Consider the following 24,457-nt stretch of genomic DNA (forward strand, 5'->3'; position numbering starts at 1 on the left):
AGGCTCCTTGGTGGAGCGGCATTGTAACCGTCAACCCGCCACACAGCAGAACCAATGTGGGAGCTGGCTTGCCTGCGATAGCAGTGGGTCAGCCAGTGAAGATATCGGCTGAAAGACCGCTATCGCAGGCAAGCCAGCTCCCACTGTTTGATCTCCAGTGGCTGTGGGATTTGGCTTGGCTTCATGCCCTCCTAGAACCAACCGCCCCTCTGTCGGTCAATGTGACCGGCGCCGCAGCGGCTTGGTCGGCGCTGATATATAGTTCACCCCTCGGTTCCCTCTGACGATGAGTGCCCCATGCTTAACAAAGGACTGTTCCTGGCCTGCGCGCTGGCCCTGCTGAGCGCTTGCGATTCTTCCGATAAACCCGCTGCACCGCCTGCGCCCACCGTGGCGGCAGCGCCGAAGCCGGTGAAAGCGGCGGTGGACGTGGCAGCGTTGAAGCAACGCTATGCCGGGCGTGAGCTGAACGTGGTGGATGTGTCCGAGGTGCAGTTGGACGGGGCCAGCACGCTGTCGGTGAGTTTTTCCATTCCGCTGGACCCCGAGCAGAAATTCGCCGACAAGCTGCACCTGGTAGACAGCAAGTCCGGCAAGGTCGATGGCGCCTGGGAACTGTCCGATAACCTGATGGAATTGCGCCTGCGCCACCTTGAACCGCAGCGCAAACTGGTGCTGACCGTGGACGCCGGGGTGAAGGCAGTCAACGGCAACACCCTCGCCGCCGAATACAGCGCCCGCCTGGAAACCCGCGACCTGCAGGCCACCGTCGGCTTCGCCAGCCGCGGCACCCTGTTGCCGACGCGCCTGGCCGAGGGCCTGCCGGTGATCGCGTTGAACGTCGACAAGATCGACGTGGAATTCTTCCGGATCAAACCCGAATCCCTGCCGTCATTCCTGGCGCAGTGGGGGCGTAATACCAGCCTGCAAAGCTATGAGTCCCGTGAACTGCTGCCGATGGCCGAGCTGGTCTACGGCGGGCGTTTCGACCTGAACCCTGCGCGCAATACCCGCGAAACCCTGCTGCTGCCGATTGCCGGCCTCAAGCAGTTGCAGCAGCCGGGCGTGTACCTGGCGGTGATGCGTGCTTCGGGCACCTACAACTATTCGCAACCGGCCACCCTGTTCACCTTGAGTGATATCGGTCTGTCGGTGCACCGCTATGCCAATCGCCTGGAGGTGTTTACCCAGGCGTTGGAAGGCGGTAAGGCACTCAACGGCGTCGAACTGGAAATCCTCGATGCCGAAGGCCGTGTGCTCGGACAGGGCAAGACCGAAGACGGTGGCCACGCCGAGTTGCCACTGCCGAAAAAAGCCCAGGTGTTACTGGCCAAGCAGGGCGAGCAAACCAGCCTGCTGCGCCTGGACAGCGCCGCGCTGGACCTCGCCGAGTTCGATATCGGCGGGCAGCCCTCTCACCCGTTGCAGTTCTTTGTGTTCGGCCCGCGTGACCTGTATCGCCCTGGCGAAACCGTGCTGCTCAACGCGCTGTTGCGTGACAAGGATGGCAGGGCGGTAAAGCCGCAACCGGTCAGCGTCGAAGTACGGCGCCCGGATGAACAGGTGAGCCGCAAGTTCGTGTGGGAGGCCGACGCGTACGGCCTGTATCAATACCCGTTGCAACTGGCCGGCGAGGCGCCGACCGGTCGCTGGCAGTTGGTATTCGACCTCGGTGACGGCAAGCCGCAACTGTATGAATTTCTCGTCGAAGACTTCCTGCCCGAACGCCTGGCGCTGGAACTCAAGGGCAGTGACACGGCGTTGAGCCCGGCGGATAACCCGATCATCCAGGTCAACGGTCGTTACCTATACGGCGCGCCCGCATCCGGTAACCGCGTCAGTGGCCAGGTGTACGTGCGCCCACTGCGTGAGGCGGTCAAATCCCTGCCGGGCTACCAGTTCGGTTCCGTCACGGAAGAAGAGCTGAGCCAGGATTTCGAGCTGGACGAAAGCGTACTCGACGCCAATGGCGAGCAAGCGCTGACCCTGGAAAGCAAGTGGGCCGAGGCCAAATCGCCGTTGCAATTGATCGTGCAAGCCAGCCTGCAAGAGTCCGGCGGGCGGCCGATTACCCGGCGCCTGGTGCAGCCGATCTGGCCGGCCGAGCAGTTGCCGGGCCTGCGTGGCCTGTTTGATGGCAAGGAAACCAACGGCGATGGCCCGGTGGAATTCGAAGTGCTGGTGGCCAACCAGGACGGTCAGAAACTGGCCGCACAAGACCTCAAGGTGCGCCTGGTGCGTGAGCGCCGCGACTACTACTGGAACTACTCGGAGAATGACGGCTGGAGCTACCACTTCAACGAGAAATTCCTCAATCTCGATGAGCAGAGCCTGAACATCAAGGCTGGCGACACCGCCAAGGTCAGCTTCCAGGTGGAGTGGGGCCCTTACCGCGTGGAGGTCGAAGACCCGCAGACCGGGCTGGTCAGCAGCCTGCGTTTCTGGGCCGGCTACCAGGCCCAGGACAACACCGAAGGCGGTGCCGTGCGCCCCGACCAGGTCAAGCTGGCGTTGGACAAACCCGCCTATGGCGATGGCGACACCGCCAACGTCACCGTCACGCCACCGGCTGCCGGTAAAGGCTACCTGTTGGTGGAGTCTGCCGAAGGTCCGCTGTGGTGGCAGGAAATCGACGTGCCGGCCGAAGGCAAAAGCTTTGCGGTGAAGCTCGATCCGAAATGGTCGCGCCACGATCTGTATGTAAGCGCCCTGGTGATTCGTCCGGGCGAGCGCAAAGCCAACATCACGCCTAAACGCGCCGTGGGCTTGCTGCACCTGCCGCTGGATCGTACCCAGCGCAAACTCGGCCTGACCCTCACCGCGCCAGAGAAAATGCGCCCCAAACAACCGCTGACGGTGAAGATCGCCGCCAAAAACGCCGATGGCAGCGTGCCCCAACAGGTGCACGTACTGCTGGCGGCGGTGGACGTGGGCATCCTCAATATCACCGAATTCCCAACGCCCGATCCGTACGCCAGCCTGTTTGGCCGCAAAGCCTATGGCGTCGACCAATTCGACATCTATGGGCAACTGATCGAAGCCGGTCAAGGGCGCCTGGCCAGCCTGGCATTTGGTGGCGACGCGGCATTGGCCAAAGGCGGCAAGCGCCCGGACACCAGCGTTACCATCGTCGCCCTGCAAAGCGCCCCGGTGACTCTGAACGACAAAGGCGAGGGTGAAGTCAGCGTCAATATCCCCGACTTCAACGGCGAACTGCGCCTGATGGCCCAAGCCTGGAGCGATGATCGCTACGGTATGGCCGAAGGCAAGACCGTGATCGCCGCCCCGCTGATTGCCGAGTTGTCGGCGCCGCGCTTCCTGGCAGGAGGCGATCAGACCACCCTGGCCCTGGACCTCTCCAACCTGTCGGGCAAGGCCCAGAAACTCGATGTGCAATTGACCGCGCAAGGTCAGTTGCAGTTGGTCAACAGTGGCGCGCAATCGGTTGAGCTCAAGCAAGGTCAGCGCACCACCCTGCGTATTCCGGTACAAGCCTGGGGCGGGCTCGGCCAGGGCAAGGTCACGGTCACCGTCAACGGCCTGGACTTGCCGGGTGAAAACCTGCCGCCGTTCAGCCGCGAATGGACCTTGGGCGTACGCCCGGCGTACCCGGCCTTGCTCAAGCATTACCGCGCAGTGCTCAAGGATCAGCCGTGGAGCTTGCCGTCGGGCGCACTGGATCAATTCGATGCATCGGGACGTGAGGCGTTGTTGAGCCTGTCGAGCCGGCCGCCGTTGAACCTGGGCGCGCAGATCAGTGCACTCAAGGCGTACCCCTACGGTTGCCTGGAGCAAACCGCCAGTGGCTTGTACCCGTCGCTGTACGCCGACGACGCGCTGCTCAAGCGCCTGAGTATCAAGGGCGAGCCGGATGCCGAGCGCAAGCGCAAGATCGAGTTGGGCATTGAGCGCCTGCTGGGCATGCAGCGCTACAACGGCAGCTTTGGTTTGTGGGGCGCCGATGGCGAGGAAGAATATTGGCTGACCGCCTATGTCACCGACTTCCTGCTGCGCGCCCGCGACCAGGGTTTTGCCGTCCCGCCTGAAGCCTTGAAGAAGGCCAGCGAGCGCCTGTTGCGGTATGTGCAGGAACGTAATCTGATCGAGGTGGATTACAGCGACAACGCCGATCACACCCGGTTTGCCGTGCAGGCGTATGCCGGCATGGTGTTGGCACGCAGTCAGCAGGCGCCATTGGGCGCGTTGCGCAGCCTGTTCGAACGGCGCAGCGACGCACGCTCCGGCTTGCCGCTGGTGCAGTTGGCCATTGCCCTGCAGAAAATGGGTGACCAGCCCCGTGCGGATCAGGCGTTGTTGGCCGGCTTGGCGGCGCAGCGCAATGCCAATGAGTGGCTGGCCGACTACGGTAGCCCGCTGCGCGACCAGGCGATGATCCTGGCGTTGCTGGAGGAGAACGACTTGGCCAAGGGCCAGCGCGAGGAGCGGTTGTTCACCTTGTCGGATCAGTTGGCCGCCAGCCCGTACCTGTCGACCCAGGAGCGTAATTCCCTGTTCCTGGCCGGGCGCCTCGGGTTCGCCAAGCCCCAAGCGAACTGGCAAGTGTCGCTCACCGGCAGCGGCGGTGTGCGTGAGTTGAACAACCAGCAATCGACGTTGGAGTTGGACGGTAAGTTGTTGTCCAGCGACCTGGCCTTGAGCAATCAGGGTGAAGCGCCGGTGTACCAGCAATTGACGGTCTCGGGTTATCCACAAGTGCCGCCAGCGGCCGGGGGCAACAACCTGAGTATCCGCCGCGAATACCTGGGCATGAACGGCCAGCCGTTGAACCTGCGTAACCTCAACAGCGGTGATCTGGTGCTGGTGCACTTGGCGGTCAGCGCCAAGCAACGGGTGCCGGATGCCCTGGTAGTCGACCTGTTGCCTGCCGGCCTGGAATTGGAAAACCAGAACCTGGCCCAAAGCGCGGCGAGCCTGGAGAACGCCAGCAGCCAGGTGAAGGAGTGGCGTGAGTCGATGCAGAATGCCTCGCTCAAGCATCAGGAGTTCAGGGACGATCGCTATGTGGCCGCGATGAATCTGGATGGCTATGGCACCACGCACTTGCTGTACCTGGCGCGCGCGGTGACACCGGGAACCTACCGCGTGCCGCCGCCGCAGGTAGAGTCGATGTATCGGCCGAACTGGCAGGCGGTGGGCGAGACGCCGGTGGATATGGTGATCAAGGGCCGCTGAAAGACAATGGTTCGATCCCTGTAGGAGCGAGCAAGCTCGCTCCTACAGGGGGAATCGAGCGTTTGCCTGTCAGTGCACAACCCAACTCAGCAACCACAGCCCCAGCATCAGCCAGATGATCCCCACGATAATCGAGGCCCGCATAAAGGCGCGTACCGCCGAGTAGAGGAACAACAGCCCGACGATCAGGGTAATGATGCTGATGATCGAGGTGTCCATGCCCAAGGTGCGTGACAGGCCGTCGATAAAGTTGCCGCCGGCGTGGGTCAAGGCCCCGAACAAACCGCTGAGCCCGTCGACGATAAAACGGATGACGGAACCGAGCGCCTGGCCCAACCATTCGAAAAAGCTTTCTACCTGCATGTGCGTGTCCTGATGAGAAGGTGGGCGTAACTGTGCCTTTGGTTGTCGATAACGCAGGCGAGTTCCCTGCAAGCATAGAGGTTTGCCCGTTTGAGTTTTAGTTTAATCACGTCCGGATGTACGCGGCCCAATGTGGGAGTTGGCTTGCCGGCGATAGCGGTGGGGCAGTTGTGGATAAGTTGACTGATCCTGCGCTATCGCAGGCAAGCCAGCTCCCACAGTTATTGCGCTGGGCTTTGGGTTGTGTGGTGTTGGTGGTTGCCCTGCTATGGCTGGCCGATCGTATCTGGCCCTTGCCCCTGCCCCAGGATGACCTGGCCCGGGTAGTGCTGGCCGAAGATGGCACACCACTGTGGCGATTTGCCGATGCCAATGGCGTATGGCGCTACCCGGTACACACCAGCGAAGTATCGCCTTATTACCTCGACGCGTTGCTCACCTATGAAGACCGTTGGTTCTACCAGCACCCCGGCGTAAACCCGTTGGCGCTGGTGCGTGCGACCTGGCAAAACCTGAGCGGCGCGCGGGTGGTGTCCGGCGGCAGCACCTTGTCGATGCAGGTTGCGCGCCTGCTCGACCCACATTCACGCACCCTGCACGGCAAGTTACGCCAGCTGTGGCGTACCGCGCAGTTGGAGTGGCACCTGTCCAAGGACGAAATCCTCAACCTGTACCTGAACCGCGCACCTTTCGGCGGCACGCTGCAGGGCGTGGCGGCGGCAAGCTGGGCGTACCTGGGCAAGTCACCGTCTCAGCTGACTCACGCCGAAGCCGCGTTGCTCGCGGTGTTGCCCCAGGCGCCAAGCCGTTTGCGCCCGGACCGTCATCCGCAGCGCGCCCAGGAGGCCCGCGACAAAGTGCTGCGCCGCCTGGCCGAGTTTCAGGTATGGCCGCAATCGGCGGTTGATGAAGCCTTGGAAGAACCCCTGCTGCTCGCCCCACGCCTGGAACCTAGCCTGGCGCCTCTGCTCGCCCGCCGGCTGAACCGCCCCGACAGCCCGCCGCTGATCCGCACCACCCTGGATGCCACCTTGCAACGCCGTCTGGAAGACCTGTTGCTGGGCTGGCGCGCACGCCTGCCGGAACACACCTCGGCGGCCATCCTGGTGGTGGAAGAAGAAAGCATGGCGGTGCGCGCCTACCTGGGGTCGGTGGATATCAACGACACCAAGCGCTTTGGCCATGTGGACATGATCAGCGCGCTGCGTTCGCCCGGTTCCACCTTGAAACCTTTTCTCTACGGGATGGCGTTGGACGACGGCCTGATTCACTCCGAATCGCTGTTGCAGGACGTGCCTCGACGCTATGGTGACTACCGCCCTGGCAACTTTTCCATGGGCTTTACCGGGGCAGTGCCGGCGAGCACGGCGTTGTCCAGCTCGTTGAACCTGCCGGCGGTGCAGCTGCTGGAAGCCTACGGGCCCAAGCGCTTTGCCGCGCAGATGCGCATCGGTGGCATGCCGTTGGCGTTGCCGGCATTGGCCGAGCCGAACCTGGCGCTGATCCTCGGCGGTGCGGGCAGTCGCCTGGAGGACCTGGTGAGTGGCTACAGCGCCCTGGCCCGCGATGGCAAGAGCGCCACCCTGCGGTTGCAACCGGACGATGCGCTCAGGGAGCGGTCGTTGCTGTCGCCCGGCGCCGCGTGGATTGTGCGGCGCATCCTCAGCGGCCAGGCGCGGCCCGACCGCGACCCGCGTGCCGAGCTGGTCCAACGCCCGGTGCTGGCGTGGAAGACCGGTACCAGCTACGGCTTTCGCGATGCCTGGGCGATTGGCGTAGGCCCGCGTTACCTGATCGGCGTATGGATCGGCCGGCCCGATGGCACGCCGGTACCCGGGCAATTCGGCCTGGCGTCGGCAGCGCCGTTGATGCTGCAGGTGCACGACGTGCTGACCAACCGCGACAGCCAGCGCGGCATCAGTGCGCCGGTCAAACCGGTGCCTGCCAATATCGGCGTGGCGGCGATCTGTTGGCCGCTGGGCCAGCCCATGAGCCGCAGCGACCCCAACTGCCGCCGCCAGCGTTTTGCCTGGACCCTGGACAACACCACGCCGCCGACCTTGCAGGCATTGGATCAACCCTTGAGTGTGGGTTTGATGGAAAGCATCTGGGTTAACACCAAAGGCTTGCGGGTCGATGCCCATTGTCCTGGCGCAACCTCCAAAAGCATTGCCCTATGGCCGGCACCGCTGGAGCCTTGGTTACCCAGGGTTGAACGCCGCGAAGCGCGCATCCCGGCGGCTGACCCGGACTGCCCGCCACCGGCGCTGGCCGCGTCATCGCCGTTGTCCATCGTAGGCGTACGCGAGGGCGATCAATTGCGTCTGCCCGCTGCCAGTCAGCAAGCCTTGCGCCTGAACATCTCCGCCTTGGGCGGCAGTGGCCGGCGTTGGTGGTTCCTCAATGGTGCGCCGTTGGGCGACAGCGCCAATCAGGACAGCATCAATGCCAGTTTTGAACGGCTGGGCCGCTATCAGCTCAGCGTATTGGATGAAGCCGGTCAAACCGCCAGGCTCGAATTCAGCGTTGTCGACTGATCGTTGCTGATCGTTCCCACGCTCTGCGTGGGAACGCCGCCTGGGACGCTCCGCGTCCCGTCATGGGGTAAGCTATACCCATTCAGGAGCCCCCGCATGAACCTCGAACACCTCACCGAACGCCTGCACCGCATCCGCGATACCAATGACTGGAAACAGTTTCACAGCCCGAAAAACCTGGCCATGGCTGCCAGCGTGGAAATGGCCGAGCTGGTGGAAATCTTCCAATGGCTCACCGAAGACCAATCCCGCCAACTGCCCGCCGATAAACTCGCCCATGCGGGCCAGGAGGTCGGTGATATTGTCCTGTACCTGCTGCTGCTGTGCAGTGAACTGGGCCTGGATATGAACGAAGTGGTGCGCGCCAAACTGGCCGATAGCGAACGGCGGTTTACCCATGAGTGATCGTCATTTCGACCAGTTGGCCACGCGCTTTGCCGAAAAGATCTACGGCGGCGCCAAGGGCGCGATTCGCCTGGCGGTGCTCCAGGCCGACCTGGTAGAAGCCTTGCCGCAACGCCCATTGCGCGTGCTGGATATCGGTGCAGGCCTGGGGCATATGTCGCTGTGGCTGGCCGAGCAGGGCCACGAGGTAACCCTGGCCGAACCCGCTGCGCCGATGCTTGAAGGGGCGCGTCAGCGCTTTGCTGACGCCGGCCAGACCGCGACCTTTATTCATGCACCGTGGCAGGACTTGCTCGGCCAACTCACCGAGCCTTACGATCTGGTGCTGTGCCATGCCGTGCTGGAGTGGTTGGCCGAGCCCCACGCCATCCTGCCGGTGCTGCACCAACTGACGCTGCCGGCGGGCTGGTTGTCCCTGGCCTTCTACAACCGTGATGCGTTGATCTACCGCAACCTGCTCAAAGGCCACTTCCGCAAAATGCGCAAGAACGACATGGCCGGCGAAAAGCAGAGCCTGACGCCGCAACAACCCCTGGACCCACGGGAGTTGGCGACGCAACTCGAAGGGCTGTGGCAGGTCGAAAGCCAAAGTGGTGTGCGGGTGTTCCACGACTATATGCCGGTGGAGTTCCAGGCGCGCGCCAACCTGCAGGACTTGTTGGAGATGGAGCTCGCTCACCGTCGTCACCCAAGCTTTGCCGGGCTTGGGCGATATTTGCACTGGATCTGCCGCCCGGTTTAAGCGGCCCAGCGTGGGAGGTCGACATGCGTCGTCTCGGTTTAATCCTGTTGTCTTTAGGTCTTGGGGCTTGTTCGAGCCCCAACCCTTACGTCGCCAGTTCGGCACCGATGCCGCCGGCGCCCGCCCAGGCAGCCACTACCTTTGATGCCAGCGCTTACCCCGCGCCGGTACGCGACTATGGCGCCTACCGCAGTTGGGGCTGGCTCAACGGCCAGTTGCCGGCGGGTACGGCCTGGGCCGATTCGGCGCAGATTGCCGAGGCGGTCAGCGGCGCCCTCGACCAGCGTGGCTTGCGCCCCTTGCATGACAAGCGTGCGCCCGACCTGCTGGTGAGCGCCGATGTACGCCTGGAAAAACGCCTGCGCCAGGTCCAGGATGATTACGGGTATGGCTACGGTGGCTACAACCGTTATGGCAATGGTTATGGCATGTACAACAGCGTGCCGGTGGTGCGTACCTATGAAGTGACAGTGGCCGTGGCGCGTATCAGCCTGTTCGATGCGCGCACCCGCCAGCCGGTGTGGAGCACCAGCGCCGAAACCACCAGCCAGGGCAGCCTGAGCGAACGCGCCGATAGCTTGCGCAAGGCGATGCAGAAGGCAATGGCCGCCTATCCACCCAGTTAGCAGCTATTCTCATTACAGGCCCACGTTGTTTTTTGGAGAACACCATGCTTCGTCGCATCGCTGCACTTGCTGTTGTCATGTTGCTGGGCGGTTGCCAGAGCAACCAGGTCAACCATGATTTCGACGCCAGCCGAGACTTCGGCGCCTATCGCAATTGGGCCTGGAAAGACCCGGCGTTGCAGTACCGTCCCGATGACCCGCGAATCAAGAGCGACCTCACCGAGCAACGCATCCGCCAGGCCGTGGGCGAGCAACTCGACCAACGCGGCCTGCGCCCGGCAGCGGCAGGTACCAAGGCCGACCTGAATGTACAGGCGTACCTGATCGTCGAAGACCGCCAGCAACAAGTCACCACCAACTATGGCGGCGCCTGGGGCGGCCCATGGAATGGCTACTGGGGCGCGCCGATGTACAACGAAACGCGCAACATCACCTATAAAGTGGCGACCATCCAGATCGACCTGCTCGACGGCAAGGACGGCAAACTGGTATGGCGCGGCAGCGACGAACAAATGATGGCCAGCACGCCAAACCCCGAGGATCGCAACCAGGCCATCCGTAGCACCGTGACCAAGATTCTTTCCAACTACCCGCCACGCTGATCCCCCGTACCCGCTGTGGGAGCGGGCTTGCTCGCGAAAGCGGTGTGTAAGTCACTGCTTCAGTTACTGCACTACCGCTTTCGCAGGCAAGCCAGCTCCCACATTTGATCTTCAGTGTTTTGAGCATAGCGTTCGCTTAGCTGAGTTGTATTAGGGGGCCGACATTCTGGGCATCTCCGCCAGTCGCCAATGTGGCGAGTTGCCAGCAACCTGTCGAAGCCTTGTCTACACTCCAGTGCAACGGAGAGTTAGCGCAGGAGTGCTTCGATGTCTCCCCGATTCGGTTCCAGACAGCGTGGTGCAATAGGCTTGATGGCGGCAGGCACCTTGGCCTTGGCTCTGGTGTTCACGTTGCTGGCGGTCGACAGCGGGCGCTTGTATCTGGAAAAGCGCAAGCTGCAATCCGTCGCCGACACCTCGGCGCTGGAAGCGGCCGGTCTCGGTGGCCAATGCGGTACCAACACCACCGCGAACGCCTATGCCACGCAAAATGCGGCGCGCAACGGTTTTACGGTTGGTAATGGCAGCACCCTGGCCGTGACGTGCGGCACCCTGGCGACCAATGCTCTGAACACCCGTGTGTTTACCGCTGATGCCACCAAGAGCGACGCCATCCGCGTGGTGGCTTCCCGCACTGTGATGACCAGTGTTGCCAATGGGCTGTGGAACCTGTTCAGTGGTGCGCCGATTACCCCGCAAATCAACTTGAGCGCCACCGCCGTCGCGGCGACACCGCCGCCCGTGGCGCAGTTGTCGATCCGCAGCAGCCTGGCCAGCGTCGATTCAGGCAAATCCCCGCTGCTCAACCTGGTGATCGGCAACCTGCTCGGCGGCAACCTTTCGCTCACGGCGGCGGGTTGGAACGGCTTGCTGCAGACCAACGTCAACCTGCTCAGTTACCTCGACCAACTAGCGATCAACCTGAACGTGAAGGCCGGTGACTACGATGCCTTGCTCAGTACCGCGGTCTCGGCGACTCAACTGATCGACGCTGCTGTGAAGGTCTTGCAGAAAAACGGCGCGGCGGCTACGGCGGTCATCAATGACGTGATTTCGATTCAAGCCATTGCACCTAACAGCAAGCTGTTAACGGTGGGAGACCTGGTCGACATCGCCACCGGCACGCCGACAGCGGCGCTGAACAGCAACGTGCAATTGTTTCAACTGCTGGAAGCGGTAGCGCAGTTGTCCAGTAGCAAGAATGCGGTGAGTGCGGCGGCGCAGGTCGCGATTCCGCTAGTGGGCAATGTGTCGATCCAGACCAAGGTCATCGAACCGCCGCAGCTGTCGGCCATTGGCAATCCAGCGTTGGCGAAGAAGGGCTTATTGAATACCCCGCCGACCGATCAGATTTTTGTACGCACTGCGCAAGTGCGTACGTTGGTGACTGTACAGGCGCCGATCATCAAGGCGGTTTCTGGCGTGGCGTCCATATTGACAGGCCTGGGCACGCCGGTGTCCCAGGTGGTCAAGGGCTTGTTGAATCTCAACCTGCCGGCGGTGGTTGGCGGTGTGTTGTGCCTGGTGGCCTGCAATGTGGCTGACGTGGATGTCACAACATCGCTGGCCATTTACATCGAAGCCGGCAGTGCGCAAACCAATGTCACGGATTTCAATTGCGACTCGCCGGCCTCCAAATCCTTGACGGTGAAAACCACTACGTCCCTGGCGACCCTGGCGGTCGGTACGGTGGATCCGGTGGCGGCTTTTTCTTCCTCGGCAGCAGTCAATGTGCAGCCGGTCAGGCTGATTGATTTTGGCGAGCGCTACTGTGTGGTCCTGACGCTGCTGTGCAGCCCCAACCGTACACCCAATGTGGGTGGCGGTTTGCTGTTGAAAGCCAACTCCACCATTGCCGCGCAAACCAGCACGATGGTGTTTGCGCCGGTGGCCGAGATGAATGCGCCGCCCACCTACAAGTTCGCGCCGGGCACCGCCAATATCGTCGGCAGCCTGGCGGCGACCCTTAATGGCTTGCAGGTGACTTACGCACCACCCAGCGGGAGTGTCTCCAATGGTGCGTTGGCTGGGGTCGCCGGGCTGTTGGCGACTATCACTACGGCGGTGGTGGGGTTGATCCAGAACGTGCTGTCGCCGATTCTCGACCCCGTCGTCAACACTTTACTCAGCGCCTTGGGCATCAACTTGGGTAACGCCGAAGTCGGTGCCAATCTCTCTTGCCATATGGGCCGGGCTTATCTGGTGATTTAGCCTGTTGGTCTATCTGACGCGCCGCGTTCCAAATGTGGGGGCTTGTCTGGGATGGCGGCCTGACAGCCGACGCCTATCTGGCTGACACCCCGCGTTCCAAATGTGGGAGCTGGCTTGCCTGCGATGGCGGCCTGACAGCCGACGCCGATCTGGCTGACACCCCGCGTTCCAAATGTGGGAGCTGGCTTGCCTGCGATAGCAGCCTGACAGCCGACACAGGTATACCGAGTACATATCCATTCCTGCGGTAACGGCCACTTAGGGTTCCGCTTTTACAGCGGCTCACTTTTGAAAAGCCCAAAAGTAAGCAAAAGGCTCTTGCCCCACCACTCGGCACCTCGCTTAGGCTCGGTGTGCCCGCAATCCGCCAGTGATTTGGGGGGGCGCCGCCACGCGCCATCCATGGCGCGGGGCGGCTAAACCGGCATCCCTGCCGGTTTACCCCCCAAATCACTGTCGAATTCCGGCCAGCGTGGTTTGACGGGGCGCTTAAGATCAAGATCACAAGCAGATCAAAAGCAAGAGCAAGAGCAAGAGCGGCTCGCTTCGCATCGTGGTTAGCTGATTGAGTGCTGCGCGATGGGTAACTCGACGCAGAATTTCGCGCCGGCCTCGCCGTTGGTGACGCTCAGGCGCCCACCCATGTTTTCCACAATCCCATAGCTCACCGAGAGCCCCAATCCGGTGCCGACGCCGATTGGCTTGGTGGTAAAGAACGGTTCGAAAATCCGCTCCAACAGGCGCGGGTCGATCCCGCCGGCGTTGTCTTCAACCCAGATACGCACATGGCGGCTGTCGTGCTCGCTGTGCAGGGCAATCCAGGGGCGCAGGGCAGGGTCTTTTTCTCGCTGGCTGAGCAATGCGTCACGGGCGTTGACCATCAGGTTGATCAGCACCTGTTCCAGCTGGTCGACATAGCCTTTGACCTGCACCGAGAAGTCCGCAGGGCTGATGCGCACGTCCACACCTTTGCCGCGCAGGCCTTCGCTGAGCAGGGACAGGGTGCCCTCCAGCGCCTGCGCCGGGTCGAACGGTTGCTGCTCGATTTCCGAGCGGCGGCCGAAGACGCGCATATGGTCGACCACCCGTGCCGCGCGTTGCACCTGGGCGTCGATACGCTGCAGTTTTTCCGTGAGGTAGTCGATTTGCACATCGCCATTGCCCAGGCGCTTGAGCACATTGGTGATGGCCATGTGCATCACGTTCAGCGGCTGGTTGATCTCATGGGCCAGGCCGGTGGCCATTTCGCCGAGGGTGGCCATTTTCGCGCTTTGGGTCAGTTGCTGCTGGGAGCGGCGTACTTCGGTGTTGTCGCGGCCCACGGCCTGCACTTCGATCAGAGCGCCTTGTTCATCGAAGACGCCACGGTCCGACCACACCCACCAGGCATGTTCGCGCCCCGGCAGTTGCAGGCTGATTTCCGCGGTGCTCACCGGGAATTCCGGGGTCAGTTGCTGAATGCGTTGCATAAAGGCGGCGCGCTGTTCATCCGACAGCCACTGGCCCAAGTCGATGCCTGGCAATTGGTCGGGCCGGCATTCCAGGTAATTGGCCAGCGGCGTGTTGCCGAAGGTGAGGATCAGGTCGGGACGGTAGCGACAGATCATCGCTGGCGAGTCTTCCACCAGGATACGGTAGCGCTCTTCACTTTGGCGCACCTGCTCGGCGGCCAGGGTCGCCTCGGTGACGTCCAGCCAAAGGCCCACGGCTTCGACCGGCAAGCCCAGGTCGTCGCGCAAAAGCTTGGCTTCGTCGAGCAGCCAGTGGTAGTTGCCTTGCTTGTCGCGCAGGCGGTAGCGGCTGCGCACGTTGCCTTCGCGCAGCAGCTGGCGGGTGCGTTCGAAGTAGCGTTCTCGGTCGTCGGGGTGGATCAGCGCCGCCAGGTTGTCGTGGTTGCAATCGGCCAAGGTCCAGCCCAGCAGCGGCAACAGGCTGGCGCTGAAAAACGCTGGGTGCAGCGCGCCGTTGACGTAGCGCTGCACATAGATGACGGCCGGTGAGCTGGCGATCAGGTTGTCCAGGCGCGCATGGGCGGCGGCGGCTTGCAGTTGCTGGTTCTGGATGTCGCTGATGTCGAGCATGAAGCCGATCCAGCGCCGTTCATTGCCGGCGCCCAGCACTTGGCCGTGTATGCGGTACCACAGGGGCGACTGCTCAGGCTCGGTGCGTTGCAGGCGCACGCTGGTCAGCAGTGGCTTGCCCAGGGCTTGCAGGTCTTGCAGGCGGCTGTCGAGGGCCTGACGGTCGGCGGGGTGGATGAGTTCGAGCCAGGTGCCGAGGGGTTGGCGGGTGGGGCCTTCGTCCAGGCTCAGGTTGCGCAGCAATTGTGGCGCCAGTTGGATTTCCTGGGTGGCGGGCAACAGTTCCCACCAGCCAGTGCCGAGCAGGCCTTGCAGGGCTTCTACCCGTTCCAGTTGCTGGTGGTGACGCTGTTCGCGCAGACGGCCCAGCAGCGGCGCGGCGAGTGCCGCGCACAGGTTCAGCCAGTCACGCTCGCCGGTGTGGTGTGCCTGGCCGTTATAGAAGCCACACAGCAGCCACGCGGCGGCGCCATGGCTGTCGCGGTACGGCACCAGGAAGCCGTCGGCATTGCCAAATACACTGTGCAGGCGCGGGTTGTCGCTGCGCCCCTGGGCAATGTCCAGGCTAAGTGGTGTGTTGCCGTTGATGCTGTCCAGGCTGGTGCCCAGGTGTTGCCCGGTCTGCCACAAGGCCGGGGCGTCGTGAGCGGCGTAGTGGCTGTAGATGCGCCAGCCCTGGTCATCTTCGTCGAGCAGTGCCATGGCGACGCAGGGAATGCGCCAGCGCTGGGCCACGCTGCGCAGGTGTTCGCTGAACACCTGGGGCAAGCGGTTGAGGCTGCACACGCGCAGCTGTTCGCTCATCAGGGCGGCGAGTTGGTGGTTCTGTTCGCGTTGCTGCACCCGTACTCGGTCGGCCAGCAGGTCAGTGATGTCCAGCAGGTGCAGGGCCCAGCCGTCACCCTCCGGCTCGATCCAGCCGCGGGTATGCAGGACCTGGCCGGCAGCGCCCTGAAGGTCGAGATCCAGGCCGTGTCGTTGCCACTCCTGCGGCGTGCCCTCGACACTCAGTGCGCTATCGGCACACAGCAAGGTCTGCAAGGGCGGGTTGGGCGCGTTGGCAAGATGCTGGGCAAGCAAAGGCCTCAAGGTGCCTGAGATGCTCAGCACCCGACCCAGGTTGTCCAATTGCACTTGCAGGCCCGGTGCGGGTGTTGCTGGCGCGTCCAAGGCCAGGGCGCTGCTGCGTCCGCGCAGGCGTGCGAACAATTTATCCCCCGTCGTCAAAACTGAAGGCTCGAGGTAGCAGTGAGGTTGGTGGGCAGGTTGGGTACGGTGCCCACCCCGGGCAATACCAGGGCCGGCAAGACCGCTTTGATATTGGCCGAGGGGTAGGTGATTTTCACTGTCAGCAAATTATTGGTGTAGGTGGCGGTGATATAGCCGGGCAAGAATTTCAATGAGCCGGGGATCCAGTTCAATTGGGCCTGGGCGGCATCCTTGGCGCGTTGCACCACCAGGGCCGAATAGCCTGCGGTGCTGGGGTCCAGGGACACACTGCGGCGTACCCCTTCAGCCGCCGCCTGGTGAAATGACTGCATCAACAGCAATGGCAAGCTGTAGCTGAGCATGCCGTAGAACACTGCAAAGAAAATCACGAAGACCAAGGCAAACTCGATCGCCGCAGCGCCTTTTTGCTTTCTCGGGAGGCTCGATTTCATGACTGCGTCTACCCTGAGTCGAGTACTTGATATCAGCATAGAATCATTCAGCCAAAAGGGATGTTTTTTACGTGATCCAGACGCTAGTGATTGTGCTGTGGTTGGGCGTATGTGCTGTGCAGGATATTCGCCAGCGCCAAATTTCCAATACGCTGACCCTGGGCGTAGGCCTGCTGGCGTTGATCTACCTGCTGTGGGCGGGGTCGACCTGGCTGGGCGCGCCTCGCAGCGAGGGCGGCCTGGCCTTGGCTTTGGCACTGGTACTGACCTTGCCGGGCTATGCGTTGGGCCGCTTTGGCGCGGGGGATGTGAAGTTGCTAGCCGCCTTGGGGCTGGCCTCCAATATCGAGTACCTGCTGGGGTCGCTGATCGGTGCGGGCATCGCTATGGTGGCCTGGACACTTATGCATCAAGGGCTTAGCTCAAACCGCGTTGAACGGGGAGGGCAAGCGTCAACAAAACAGCCTTTTGCGCCCTTCGTTTTGACAGGTTTTGCCGGCAGCTGGTTTTGGATCCATCAGTCGCGCGAGTTGATTAATGCTATGTACATAGTCGGAAAGTACGTCTACGTTTAATCAGGAGTTGTGTAGGAATTTTCGTCAGAAAGGATAGGTCATCATTTGGCTTGCCAGGCATGGAGTAGCGCGTGAACAAGCTTACGTCTGCAGTAAAAGTGCTCGTAGTCGACGATCAACCCTTAATCGTAGAGGAGCTCTGTGAATTTCTTGAAAGCAGCGGGTACCGTTGTGTCCCGTGCGAGTCCAGCCAGCAAGCTGTCCAGCGTTTCAAGGAAGACCTTCAGATCGGTTTAGTGCTGTGTGACCTGCATATGCCGGACATGGACGGCATCGAGCTGGTGCAGGCGCTGCAACGCATCGCCGGCAAACATCGCGCGTTCGAAGCGATCATGCTTACCGGGCGCGCCGACAAGCAGGATGTGATCAAGGCCCTGCGTGCGGGCATCGCTGATTACTACCAGAAGCCGATCAACCTCGATGAATTGCTCGAGGGCCTCAAGCGCCAGGAAGCGGCATTGGAGGAGCGGCAGAAAGACCTGCAGTTGGGCACGCTCAACCAGAAGTTGCAGTACCTGTCCGAATCCATCAACGACTTGTATATGGACTTGGACAAGGTGCGCCGCAACCCGACGCCCCAGGACCATGACGGGGACCCTTCGGCCGATGAAGCCGGGCCGTTGGAGATCCCGGCGATCTTCAATCAACTGTCACCGCGCCAGTTGGATGTGGCCCGCCTGGTGGGCAAGGGCCAGACCAACTACCAGATTGCCTGTGAGCTGGGGATTACCGAGAACACGGTCAAGCTGTATGTGTCCCAGGTGCTGCGCCTGACCCATATGCACAACCGCACGCAGTTGGCGCTGGCGTTGTCACCGAGCAACTCGGCGATGCGCCAGCGGGTGACTGCGCACTAAAGGCCCAGGCAAACCTTGCAGGAGCCATCTTTCTGTGGCGAGGGAGCTTGCTCCCGCTCGACAGCGCTGCTGGAGTCGGCTTTTCTTGGGGGCGCTTCGCACCCCAGCGCAAGCAAGCTTGCTCGCCACAGTAGCTTTACTTGCTTCCACTTTGCGCAGTCCCGCCTACTTTCTGATCAAAAAACTCCGGGATTGGATGCTTGTTGCTGTCCAGCCAGCGCTTGAGCGCCTGTTCGCGTTCTGCCGGCGTGGTTTTTTGCGGGTTGGCCGAGGCTGCACGCCCGCTCAGTTGCAGCGCCATCCAGTTTTCCGTTTCTGCCTGCCGGGGTGAAGATGGCCCCGCTTCGATGGCCGAAGCAAGGAGGGGCAGCGCCAGGCAGGCAAGGCCGGCAAGGTGGTGGAATTTCATCATCGACTCCCTATTTCACAGAGGCCGGCAGCGCGTCGCTGACCGCCGCTACCTGATCTTTGACTGGACGCTGCGGTGCCGTGCCAGCCTCCTTGAGGTGTTGCGCCCGTGCCTGGGCCCGGGTCACCTGATCAGGGCTCAACCCGAGTTGGCCGACCACTTTCGCGGCTTGCTCCCAATTGTCCTGATAGATCAGCAAGGTCACCAGGTTCACTGCCGCCAGTTGATCGCTCTGCTTGAGCTCGATGGCGGTCATGAATTCAAAGCGTGCGTCGTCCAGGCGCCGTTGATCGAGGTACACCACGCCCAGGTCATTGCGGATTTTTTCGTCGGTGGGCGCCAGCCGTGCTGCGCGTTGCAGGTGAGCCATGGCCTGGCCGTTGTCGCCCTTGGCCGACGCCAGTTGCCCCAGGCCGTGCTCACCGTCGGCGGCCAGGCAGGTGCCCAGCAGGCTGCGGTACAACGGCTCGGCGTCGGGACGGCCTAGCAAGCGATAGGCACGGGCCTGGCGCTGACGAACCTGGGGCAGGGTGCTGGGCAGGTTCTGCAGGTTGGCGAGGCTGGCGTGCAGCTTGCCTTCGTTGGCCATGTCATCGGCCAGGTTCAGCGACAGCTCCTGGTCGGCGCTGGGCTTGGGGCAACTGCCCGGCGCCAGCAACCCGGCCCACGGAACCTGGCCATTGCTGGCACAACCGCCCAGCATCAGCAGGCTCAAGGCGACGATCAGTGGTTTCATGGCAGGCTCCTCAAAAATTATTCAAGGCTCGGGAGATGGCGATCATGGCCGGCCCCCCCAGCACGATCAGCAAGGCGGGAAACAGGAACACCATCATCACCACGGACATCTTCGCGGACATCTTCGAGATGTATTCCTGCAGGCGGGTCAGGCGGCGGTCGTCGAGCAACTGCTTGAGGGCCAGCAGGGATTTCATCGCACCGCCGCCTTGGTGGATCAACTGCTGAAGGATGATGCAGGTGTCGGTGAACTCATCCACGGCCAGCAGGCGTGCGGTCTTGCCCAACTCTTCGGACAGTTCCAGACCCGAGTCGACCCTTGCCAGGACCAGCCGCAGTTCATGGGTCAGGTCTGGCAGCAAGCGCTGGGCTTCGGTGCTCAACACCCGCAGCGATTGCTCAACTGCCATGCCGGATTCGAACAGGATGCGCAGCAACGGAATGAAGGTGGAAATTTCCCGAGCGATGCGCTCCTGGCGGTATTTCGCGCTGAGGGCGAGGATGCGTTTGGGCAGCAGGTAACCGATGCCCAGGGCAATTGCCGGGGCAATCCAGGGCGAGCCAGCATGGGGGAACAGCAGTTGCTGGCCGAGCAGGGTCAAGCCCAGTAGCACGATGGGCACGCCGATCTGGAAAGCCGCAAACATGGAGCGCTGGTTGGCTTTGCGCCAGCCGACGCGGTTGAGCAGGGTCTGGGTTTCGTTGTCCAGGCTGACCGAACGCTGGGCCACGGCGCTGGCGCCCAACTGGCGCATCAGGCTGCCGAGTTTGTCCTCGCGGGTCAGTTGGCCTTGCAGACGTTGGCTGACCAGGCGCTGACGGCGCCTTTGCTCCAGCAGGTTGCCGACGATCAAGGCGACGGCGGCGAGCGACAGCAGGATGCAAATCAGGATGGCCATCTCAAATACTCCGCAACATGCGCCACATGACGAAGGTGCCCGTGATGTCGAGCGCCACCGCGGCCAGCAGCAGGTGGCGCCCGGTTCCGTCATTCCACATGCTCATCAGGTAGCCCGGGTTGACCATCAGGAAGTAGCCGACCATGACGATAGGCAAACCCGCCAGCACATAGGCGGTCATGCGCGTTTCGCCGGTCATGGCCTTGAGTTGGCGCGCACCCTGTTCGCGCTCGCGGATCATCTTGATCAGGTTTTCCAGCAGCTCGCTGGCGTTTCCGCCGTAGCGGTGGTTGACCTTCAGGCCGAGGGCAAACAGGCGGAACTCATCGCGTTCGTAAAACTCGGCAAAGTCGCTGACCGACTCCGGCAGGCTCACGCCCATTTGCACGTTGCGCTGGATGCGGCTCATCGCCTGTTTGAGCGGCGCTTCGGTGCTGTCGATCGCACCCAGCACAGCGTCCGCCAGGGTGCGCCCAGACTTGAGGCTGCGCACGCTGTGGTCCAGCAGCTGCGGCAATTGTTCGACCATGCGCTGCACTCGCCGTTGGTAGCGCCAGGCGATATACACCCGCAGCAGCAGCGGCGGCAGGATCAGCATGGCCAACAGTCCCAGCCCGCCGGCCAGCAGATAGCCCAGCAACATGCCCAGCGCCCAGCCGCTCAACCACAAACCCAGGCGGTCGGTGGGTTTGCCCAGGCCGGCGCGCTGGAACATGCGCTCCAGCGCGACCCAGCTGCCGTTCGGCTCCTGGGGCACCGGCTGGCCGTCGCTGAGCCGCTCCAGCACCCGATCGGTACCGGCCTGGCGCAGCCCTCGCTGGAACAGCCAGACGGACAGGCTGATCAGCAGGATGCAAATGAGCAGCAAGACAAGTCCGGTCATAAGCCCTCTCTACAACGGCAATGCCGATTCACGCCGCAGCTTGTCGCCGGCCGGGTTGAGCGCTTCGCGCAGGAAGCCAAAACCGGTACGGCGGTCGAGGCGGAACAGGGTGTTGGTGACATACACGTCGTCGCGTACGCCCACCACTTCTACCACCTCGCTGACGCAACGGCGCCCATCGGGCAGGCGCGTCAGTTGGATCACCACATCCAGTGCGGCGCAGATCATCTGCCGCAGGGTTTTCTCCGCCACCACACGGCCGGTCAGACCCACCAGGGTTTCCAGGCGCAATAGCGCGTCCTGGGCATTGTTGGCGTGCACCGTGCTCATGGAACCGTCATGGCCGGTGTTCATGGCCGTCATTACGTCGAGCACTTCGACGCCACGGATCTCGCCAAGGATGATGCGGTCCGGGCGCATCCGCAGGGCGTTGCGAATCAGGTCGCTGGCCTTGACCTCGCCATGCCCCTCGGCATTGGGCGGGCGGGTTTCCAGGCGCACCACGTGGGGGTGGCCCAGTTGCAGCTCGGCCACGTCTTCGATGGTGACCAGGCGTTCGTGGGGGTTGATCAATTGGCTGAGGATATTGAGTAGCGTGGTCTTGCCGGTGCCTGTGCCGCCACTGATGAGGATATTGCAGCGCTTGCCCACCGCTTCCTGGAAGAACTCGAAAATAGGGTGGTCGATGGTCTGCATCGCCACCAGGTCGCTGCTCTTGAGCATGTCCTTGCGAAACTTGCGGATCGACAGGCAGGGGCCGTCCAGGGCAATCGGCGGGATGATCGCATTGACCCGGCTGCCATCTGGCAAGCGCGCATCGACCATCGGTGACGACTCATCCAGGCGCCTTCCAAGGGGCGCGAGAATGCGCTGCATGACGCGTTCTACATGGTGCGCGTCGATAAAACGCAGATCGCTCTGATGGAGTACTCCGTCACGCTCGATAAACACCCGGTGCGGGCCGTTGACCAGAATCTCGGTGATCGACACATCGCGCAGCAGCACTTCCAGCGGGCCGAAGCCAGTCAGCTCGTCGACGATTTCCTCGGCCAGGCGCTCCATTTCATAGCGCGAGATCGCCAGGTGCATGCGCGTGATGTATTCGGCCACTTTGTCGATGACAAATTGCGCCAGGGATTGGCGCGAGCCTTCCAGCAGATTCTGGCCCGACTCTTCGATGGCATCGATGATGTAGCGATGCAGCACCAGTTTCAGGCCATCATGGTCGTTGTGCGCGGCGCTTCCACGGGCCGGGGCGCCGAAGAGTTTTTCGCCGTTCATCGACTCGCCCCCAGCAGGCGTTCGAACCAGCGTGTCGAGGGTTTATCCAAGCCTTCGGTACGTTTGGCCAGGCGCTCGCCCAGGTGGCGCAGGGCTTGGGTCAAGGCTTCGCGGGGGGCCAGGGTGAACAGGCTTTGCCCCTGGTTTTTGGCGTTCAGGCGCACTTCGGGGCTCAGGGGCAACACGGCGATGCACTCCAGGCCGAAGCTTTTTTCCAGGGCTTCGGTGCCGGGGGCACAGCCTTTGATGTAGCGATCGACCAGTAGCTTGGCATGGTCGAGCTTCATGCCTTTTTCGCGCCACAGGTTCAGCACCGCCAGGTTACGCCGACAGTCGAGCACGCCCTGGTCTGTGCACCACAACAGCTTGTCGCAGTGGCTGACAAAGGTGCGCAGGGCTTCGCTGTCCGCTTGCCCTGTGAGGTTGACCACGATGTGCTGGAAATGCTGGCGCAAGGCGCTGAGCAACATGTACAGCTCGGCGGCGCTGGTCATTTCCAAGGGGTCATCGCTGGTGGCGTAGGAAAGGATCCGCAGGCCGTCGTCGGTGCTGGTGAACGCGCTGTTGATGAGCGTGGCGTCCAGGCGTCGCAGGTGGCGCAAGGCGTCGCCGAAATTGAAGGTGCTGTCCAGGCCCAGCAGCGCGAGGCTGTCGCCCCTGGGAAGGCCTAGGTCGAGCATCAGCGTCTGCTGGCCGCTCTTTTGCACCACCATCGCCAGGTGGCTCGCCAGCAGGGCGCCATCGGTATTGCCCTGGGCACCGTAGAGCACGGTGAGGCCGCCGAGATGGGCGTTCGGCGCGCTGGGCGGCAAGCGCTTGCTCAGGCGCCGCACCAGCCCGGCCACTTCGCTGGAGCGTGAACCATAGGCGACAAAATCCCGCGCACCGGCACGCATGGCGTTGAGTACCAACTGGTTGTCCATGCCGTCGCCCAAGGCCACCACCGCCAACATCGGCTTGGCTTCCAGGGCGCCTTCGATCAAGGCGCTCTGGGCTACCAGGTGCTCGCGGTCCAGGCCCACGAACACCAGGTTGGCGAAGGTCACGTCCACCAGTGCCAGCAATTCGTCGAGGCTGCCGCCGCCCACGTTGATCACTTGGCCAAGAGGGGCCAGGGCACCCTGGAGCCATTCCAGATCGGTGCTGTTACGGGTGATTGCCAGGAAGGTCTGGCTCAGGCTATCGCTCATTGGGAAAGTCCACTGCGACGGTCGAAGTTGCCATTCTCCAGGAAGAACAGCCGGAACCAATTCGGGTCATAGGTGCGCAGTTTTTCGCCGGGCAGCGACGGCAACTGCGCATTGGCAGCCAGTGGCTGGACCAGATGCGGCGTGACAATCATCAGCAGTTCTTTTTCTTCGCTGTTGATATTGGAGTCGCGGAAAAACGCACCAAGGATCGGGATATCGCCCAGGCCCGGGAGCTTGGCGATGGTGGAGCGGTTGGTGCTGCTGATCAGGCCGCTGATCACAAAGCTTTCGCCATCGGCCAGTGACACGCTGGTGTCGGTGCGCCGGACGGTCAGGGCGGGCACCTGAATGCCTTCGATGCGGATTGCATTGTTGTAATCCAGCTCGCTGACTTCCGGGGCGACCTTCAAGGCGATGCGGTTGTGGTCGATGACCGTGGGCGTGAGGGTCAGGCGAATGCCGAATTCCTTGTACTCAATGGTGATGGTATCGCTGCCGGCACTGGGCACTGGAATCGGCACTTCGCCGCCGGCCAGGAAGGTCGCGCTCTGGCCGCTCATGGCCACCAGGCTCGGGCGCGCCAGGGTATAGGCGAAGCCGCTGCTTTCCAGGGCGTTGATCAGTGCCTTGACCCGGCCACCGCCAAAACCGATGTTGAAGTTGTCGGCACTCACCGGCAATTTGAAAATGCCCTCTGACGGGGACAGCAAGTCGGGGCTGCCGAGGAAGAAGTTTTTACCCATGCCCAGGATTTTGGTGCTGGCTTCCTTGAGCTTGGTGCGGCTGACCTCGACAAAACGAATATCGGTCTGCACCTGGCTGGGCAGCGTCGGGTCTTCGGAGGGCGACAGCGATTGGCTGGTGAGCGCCGAAGTAGCCTTGCCCTTGACGAACACCATGCTCTGGCGCGGCGTGGTCGAGCAGCCGGTCCACACCATCAGGCTGGTAGCGCCGCTGCCGACGCCAGTGAGCAGGAAATGGCGGTCGCCGTTGACCCGCACATCGGCAATTTTCGGGTCGCCGATAGCCAGGCGCGTAATCGCTACCGGCGATTGCAGCTCGGTCTGCAAGCCTTCGCCCACCTCGATCACGGCGGGCAGTTGGCCCAGGGTGTTGCAGTTGCCCGATGCGCCCATCGCCATGCCCAGGGGCAGGCACGGCAGCATCAAGGCCAAGGCCAATTGAGCGTAGCGTTGGCTCATTCAAG

At 62.4% G+C, this 24,457-nt stretch carries 19 protein-coding genes; 9 read left to right on the plus strand and 10 right to left on the minus strand.

Annotation, left to right across the window (positions count from 1 at the left end):
* Positions 1-297: 297 nt before the first annotated feature.
* Entirely contained in the window at positions 298-5,193 is a 4,896-nt protein-coding gene (locus AC07S6_RS14595) for an alpha-2-macroglobulin family protein (RefSeq protein ID WP_495112525.1), read from the plus strand.
* 69 nt (positions 5,194-5,262) lie between these two features.
* Here the strand turns inward: AC07S6_RS14595 and AC07S6_RS14600 are convergent, their stop codons facing one another.
* Entirely contained in the window at positions 5,263-5,556 is a 294-nt protein-coding gene (locus tag AC07S6_RS14600; protein WP_003188208.1) for a hypothetical protein, read from the minus strand.
* Positions 5,557-5,780: 224 nt separating this feature from the next.
* Here AC07S6_RS14600 and pbpC point away from each other — a divergent pair, with 224 nt between their 5' ends.
* The 6 genes from pbpC (at position 5,781) to AC07S6_RS14630 (ending at position 12,679) form a co-directional block, all read left to right on the plus strand.
* Complete coding sequence (pbpC, locus tag AC07S6_RS14605) at positions 5,781-8,093, plus strand: peptidoglycan glycosyltransferase PbpC (protein WP_495112546.1); 2,313 nt, start codon at positions 5,781-5,783, stop codon at positions 8,091-8,093.
* Between the two features lie 96 nt (positions 8,094-8,189).
* A complete protein-coding gene (locus tag AC07S6_RS14610) occupies positions 8,190-8,498 on the plus strand; it encodes a MazG-like family protein (protein WP_122308095.1) in 309 nt (102 codons plus the stop codon).
* Positions 8,491-9,240: a methyltransferase gene (locus AC07S6_RS14615; protein WP_197881138.1), complete on the plus strand. Its 750-nt coding sequence runs from the start codon at positions 8,491-8,493 to the stop codon at positions 9,238-9,240. The genes AC07S6_RS14610 and AC07S6_RS14615 overlap by 8 nt, the downstream gene beginning before the upstream one ends.
* A gap of 23 nt (positions 9,241-9,263) precedes the next feature.
* Positions 9,264-9,866, plus strand: coding sequence for a DUF4136 domain-containing protein (locus tag AC07S6_RS14620; protein ID WP_003188213.1), 603 nt, complete (start codon positions 9,264-9,266; stop codon positions 9,864-9,866).
* A 44-nt stretch (positions 9,867-9,910) separates the two neighbouring features.
* Positions 9,911-10,468, plus strand: a complete 558-nt coding sequence (locus AC07S6_RS14625) for a DUF4136 domain-containing protein (protein ID WP_122300893.1) — start codon at positions 9,911-9,913, stop codon at positions 10,466-10,468.
* A 267-nt stretch (positions 10,469-10,735) separates the two neighbouring features.
* Positions 10,736-12,679 (plus strand): pilus assembly protein TadG-related protein, encoded by a 1,944-nt coding sequence (locus AC07S6_RS14630; protein ID WP_495112526.1) that lies wholly within the window; start codon positions 10,736-10,738, stop codon positions 12,677-12,679.
* A gap of 557 nt (positions 12,680-13,236) precedes the next feature.
* Here AC07S6_RS14630 and AC07S6_RS14635 read toward each other — a convergent pair.
* Both AC07S6_RS14635 and AC07S6_RS14640 read right to left on the minus strand, forming a co-directional pair.
* A complete protein-coding gene (locus AC07S6_RS14635; RefSeq protein WP_495112527.1) occupies positions 13,237-15,987 on the minus strand; it encodes a PAS domain-containing protein in 2,751 nt (916 codons plus the stop codon).
* Positions 15,984-16,421 carry a TadE/TadG family type IV pilus assembly protein gene (locus AC07S6_RS14640; RefSeq protein ID WP_003188217.1) on the minus strand — a complete coding sequence of 146 codons (438 nt, stop codon included), beginning with the start codon at positions 16,419-16,421 and terminating at the stop codon, positions 15,984-15,986. Before AC07S6_RS14640 ends, AC07S6_RS14635 begins: the two co-directional genes overlap by 4 nt.
* A 71-nt stretch (positions 16,422-16,492) precedes the next feature.
* Between AC07S6_RS14640 and AC07S6_RS14645 the strand changes: the two genes are divergently transcribed.
* Both AC07S6_RS14645 and AC07S6_RS14650 read left to right on the plus strand, forming a co-directional pair.
* Entirely contained in the window at positions 16,493-16,996 is a 504-nt protein-coding gene (locus tag AC07S6_RS14645; protein ID WP_490613758.1) for a prepilin peptidase, read from the plus strand.
* Positions 16,997-17,067: 71 nt separating this feature from the next.
* Positions 17,068-17,853, plus strand: a complete 786-nt coding sequence (locus tag AC07S6_RS14650) for a response regulator transcription factor (RefSeq protein ID WP_490613757.1) — start codon at positions 17,068-17,070, stop codon at positions 17,851-17,853.
* 136 nt (positions 17,854-17,989) lie between these two features.
* Here AC07S6_RS14650 and AC07S6_RS14655 read toward each other — a convergent pair whose 3' ends face one another.
* The 7 genes from AC07S6_RS14655 to AC07S6_RS14685 are packed head-to-tail and all read right to left on the minus strand — an operon-like array spanning position 17,990 to position 24,452.
* Positions 17,990-18,262, minus strand: a complete 273-nt coding sequence (locus AC07S6_RS14655; protein WP_032901580.1) for a DUF3613 domain-containing protein — start codon at positions 18,260-18,262, stop codon at positions 17,990-17,992.
* 10 nt (positions 18,263-18,272) lie between these two features.
* Complete coding sequence (locus AC07S6_RS14660) at positions 18,273-18,998, minus strand: tetratricopeptide repeat protein (protein WP_495112528.1); 726 nt, start codon at positions 18,996-18,998, stop codon at positions 18,273-18,275.
* Between the two features lie 10 nt (positions 18,999-19,008).
* Positions 19,009-19,896 (minus strand): type II secretion system F family protein, encoded by an 888-nt coding sequence (locus AC07S6_RS14665; protein ID WP_495112529.1) that lies wholly within the window; start codon positions 19,894-19,896, stop codon positions 19,009-19,011.
* A 1-nt stretch (position 19,897) separates the two neighbouring features.
* Positions 19,898-20,779 (minus strand): type II secretion system F family protein, encoded by an 882-nt coding sequence (locus AC07S6_RS14670; RefSeq protein ID WP_034125885.1) that lies wholly within the window; start codon positions 20,777-20,779, stop codon positions 19,898-19,900.
* A gap of 9 nt (positions 20,780-20,788) precedes the next feature.
* Positions 20,789-22,060, minus strand: a complete 1,272-nt coding sequence (locus tag AC07S6_RS14675; protein ID WP_014716751.1) for a TadA family conjugal transfer-associated ATPase — start codon at positions 22,058-22,060, stop codon at positions 20,789-20,791.
* On the minus strand, positions 22,057-23,250 hold the full coding sequence (locus AC07S6_RS14680; protein ID WP_495112530.1) for a CpaE/TadZ family protein: 1,194 nt from the start codon (positions 23,248-23,250) through the stop codon (positions 22,057-22,059). Before AC07S6_RS14680 ends, AC07S6_RS14675 begins: the two co-directional genes overlap by 4 nt.
* On the minus strand, positions 23,247-24,452 hold the full coding sequence (locus AC07S6_RS14685; RefSeq protein WP_495112531.1) for a type II and III secretion system protein family protein: 1,206 nt from the start codon (positions 24,450-24,452) through the stop codon (positions 23,247-23,249). Before AC07S6_RS14685 ends, AC07S6_RS14680 begins: the two co-directional genes overlap by 4 nt.
* Positions 24,453-24,457: the final 5 nt, after the last annotated feature.

Source organism: Pseudomonas sp. GW821-FHT07B01 (genome assembly GCF_059419065.1).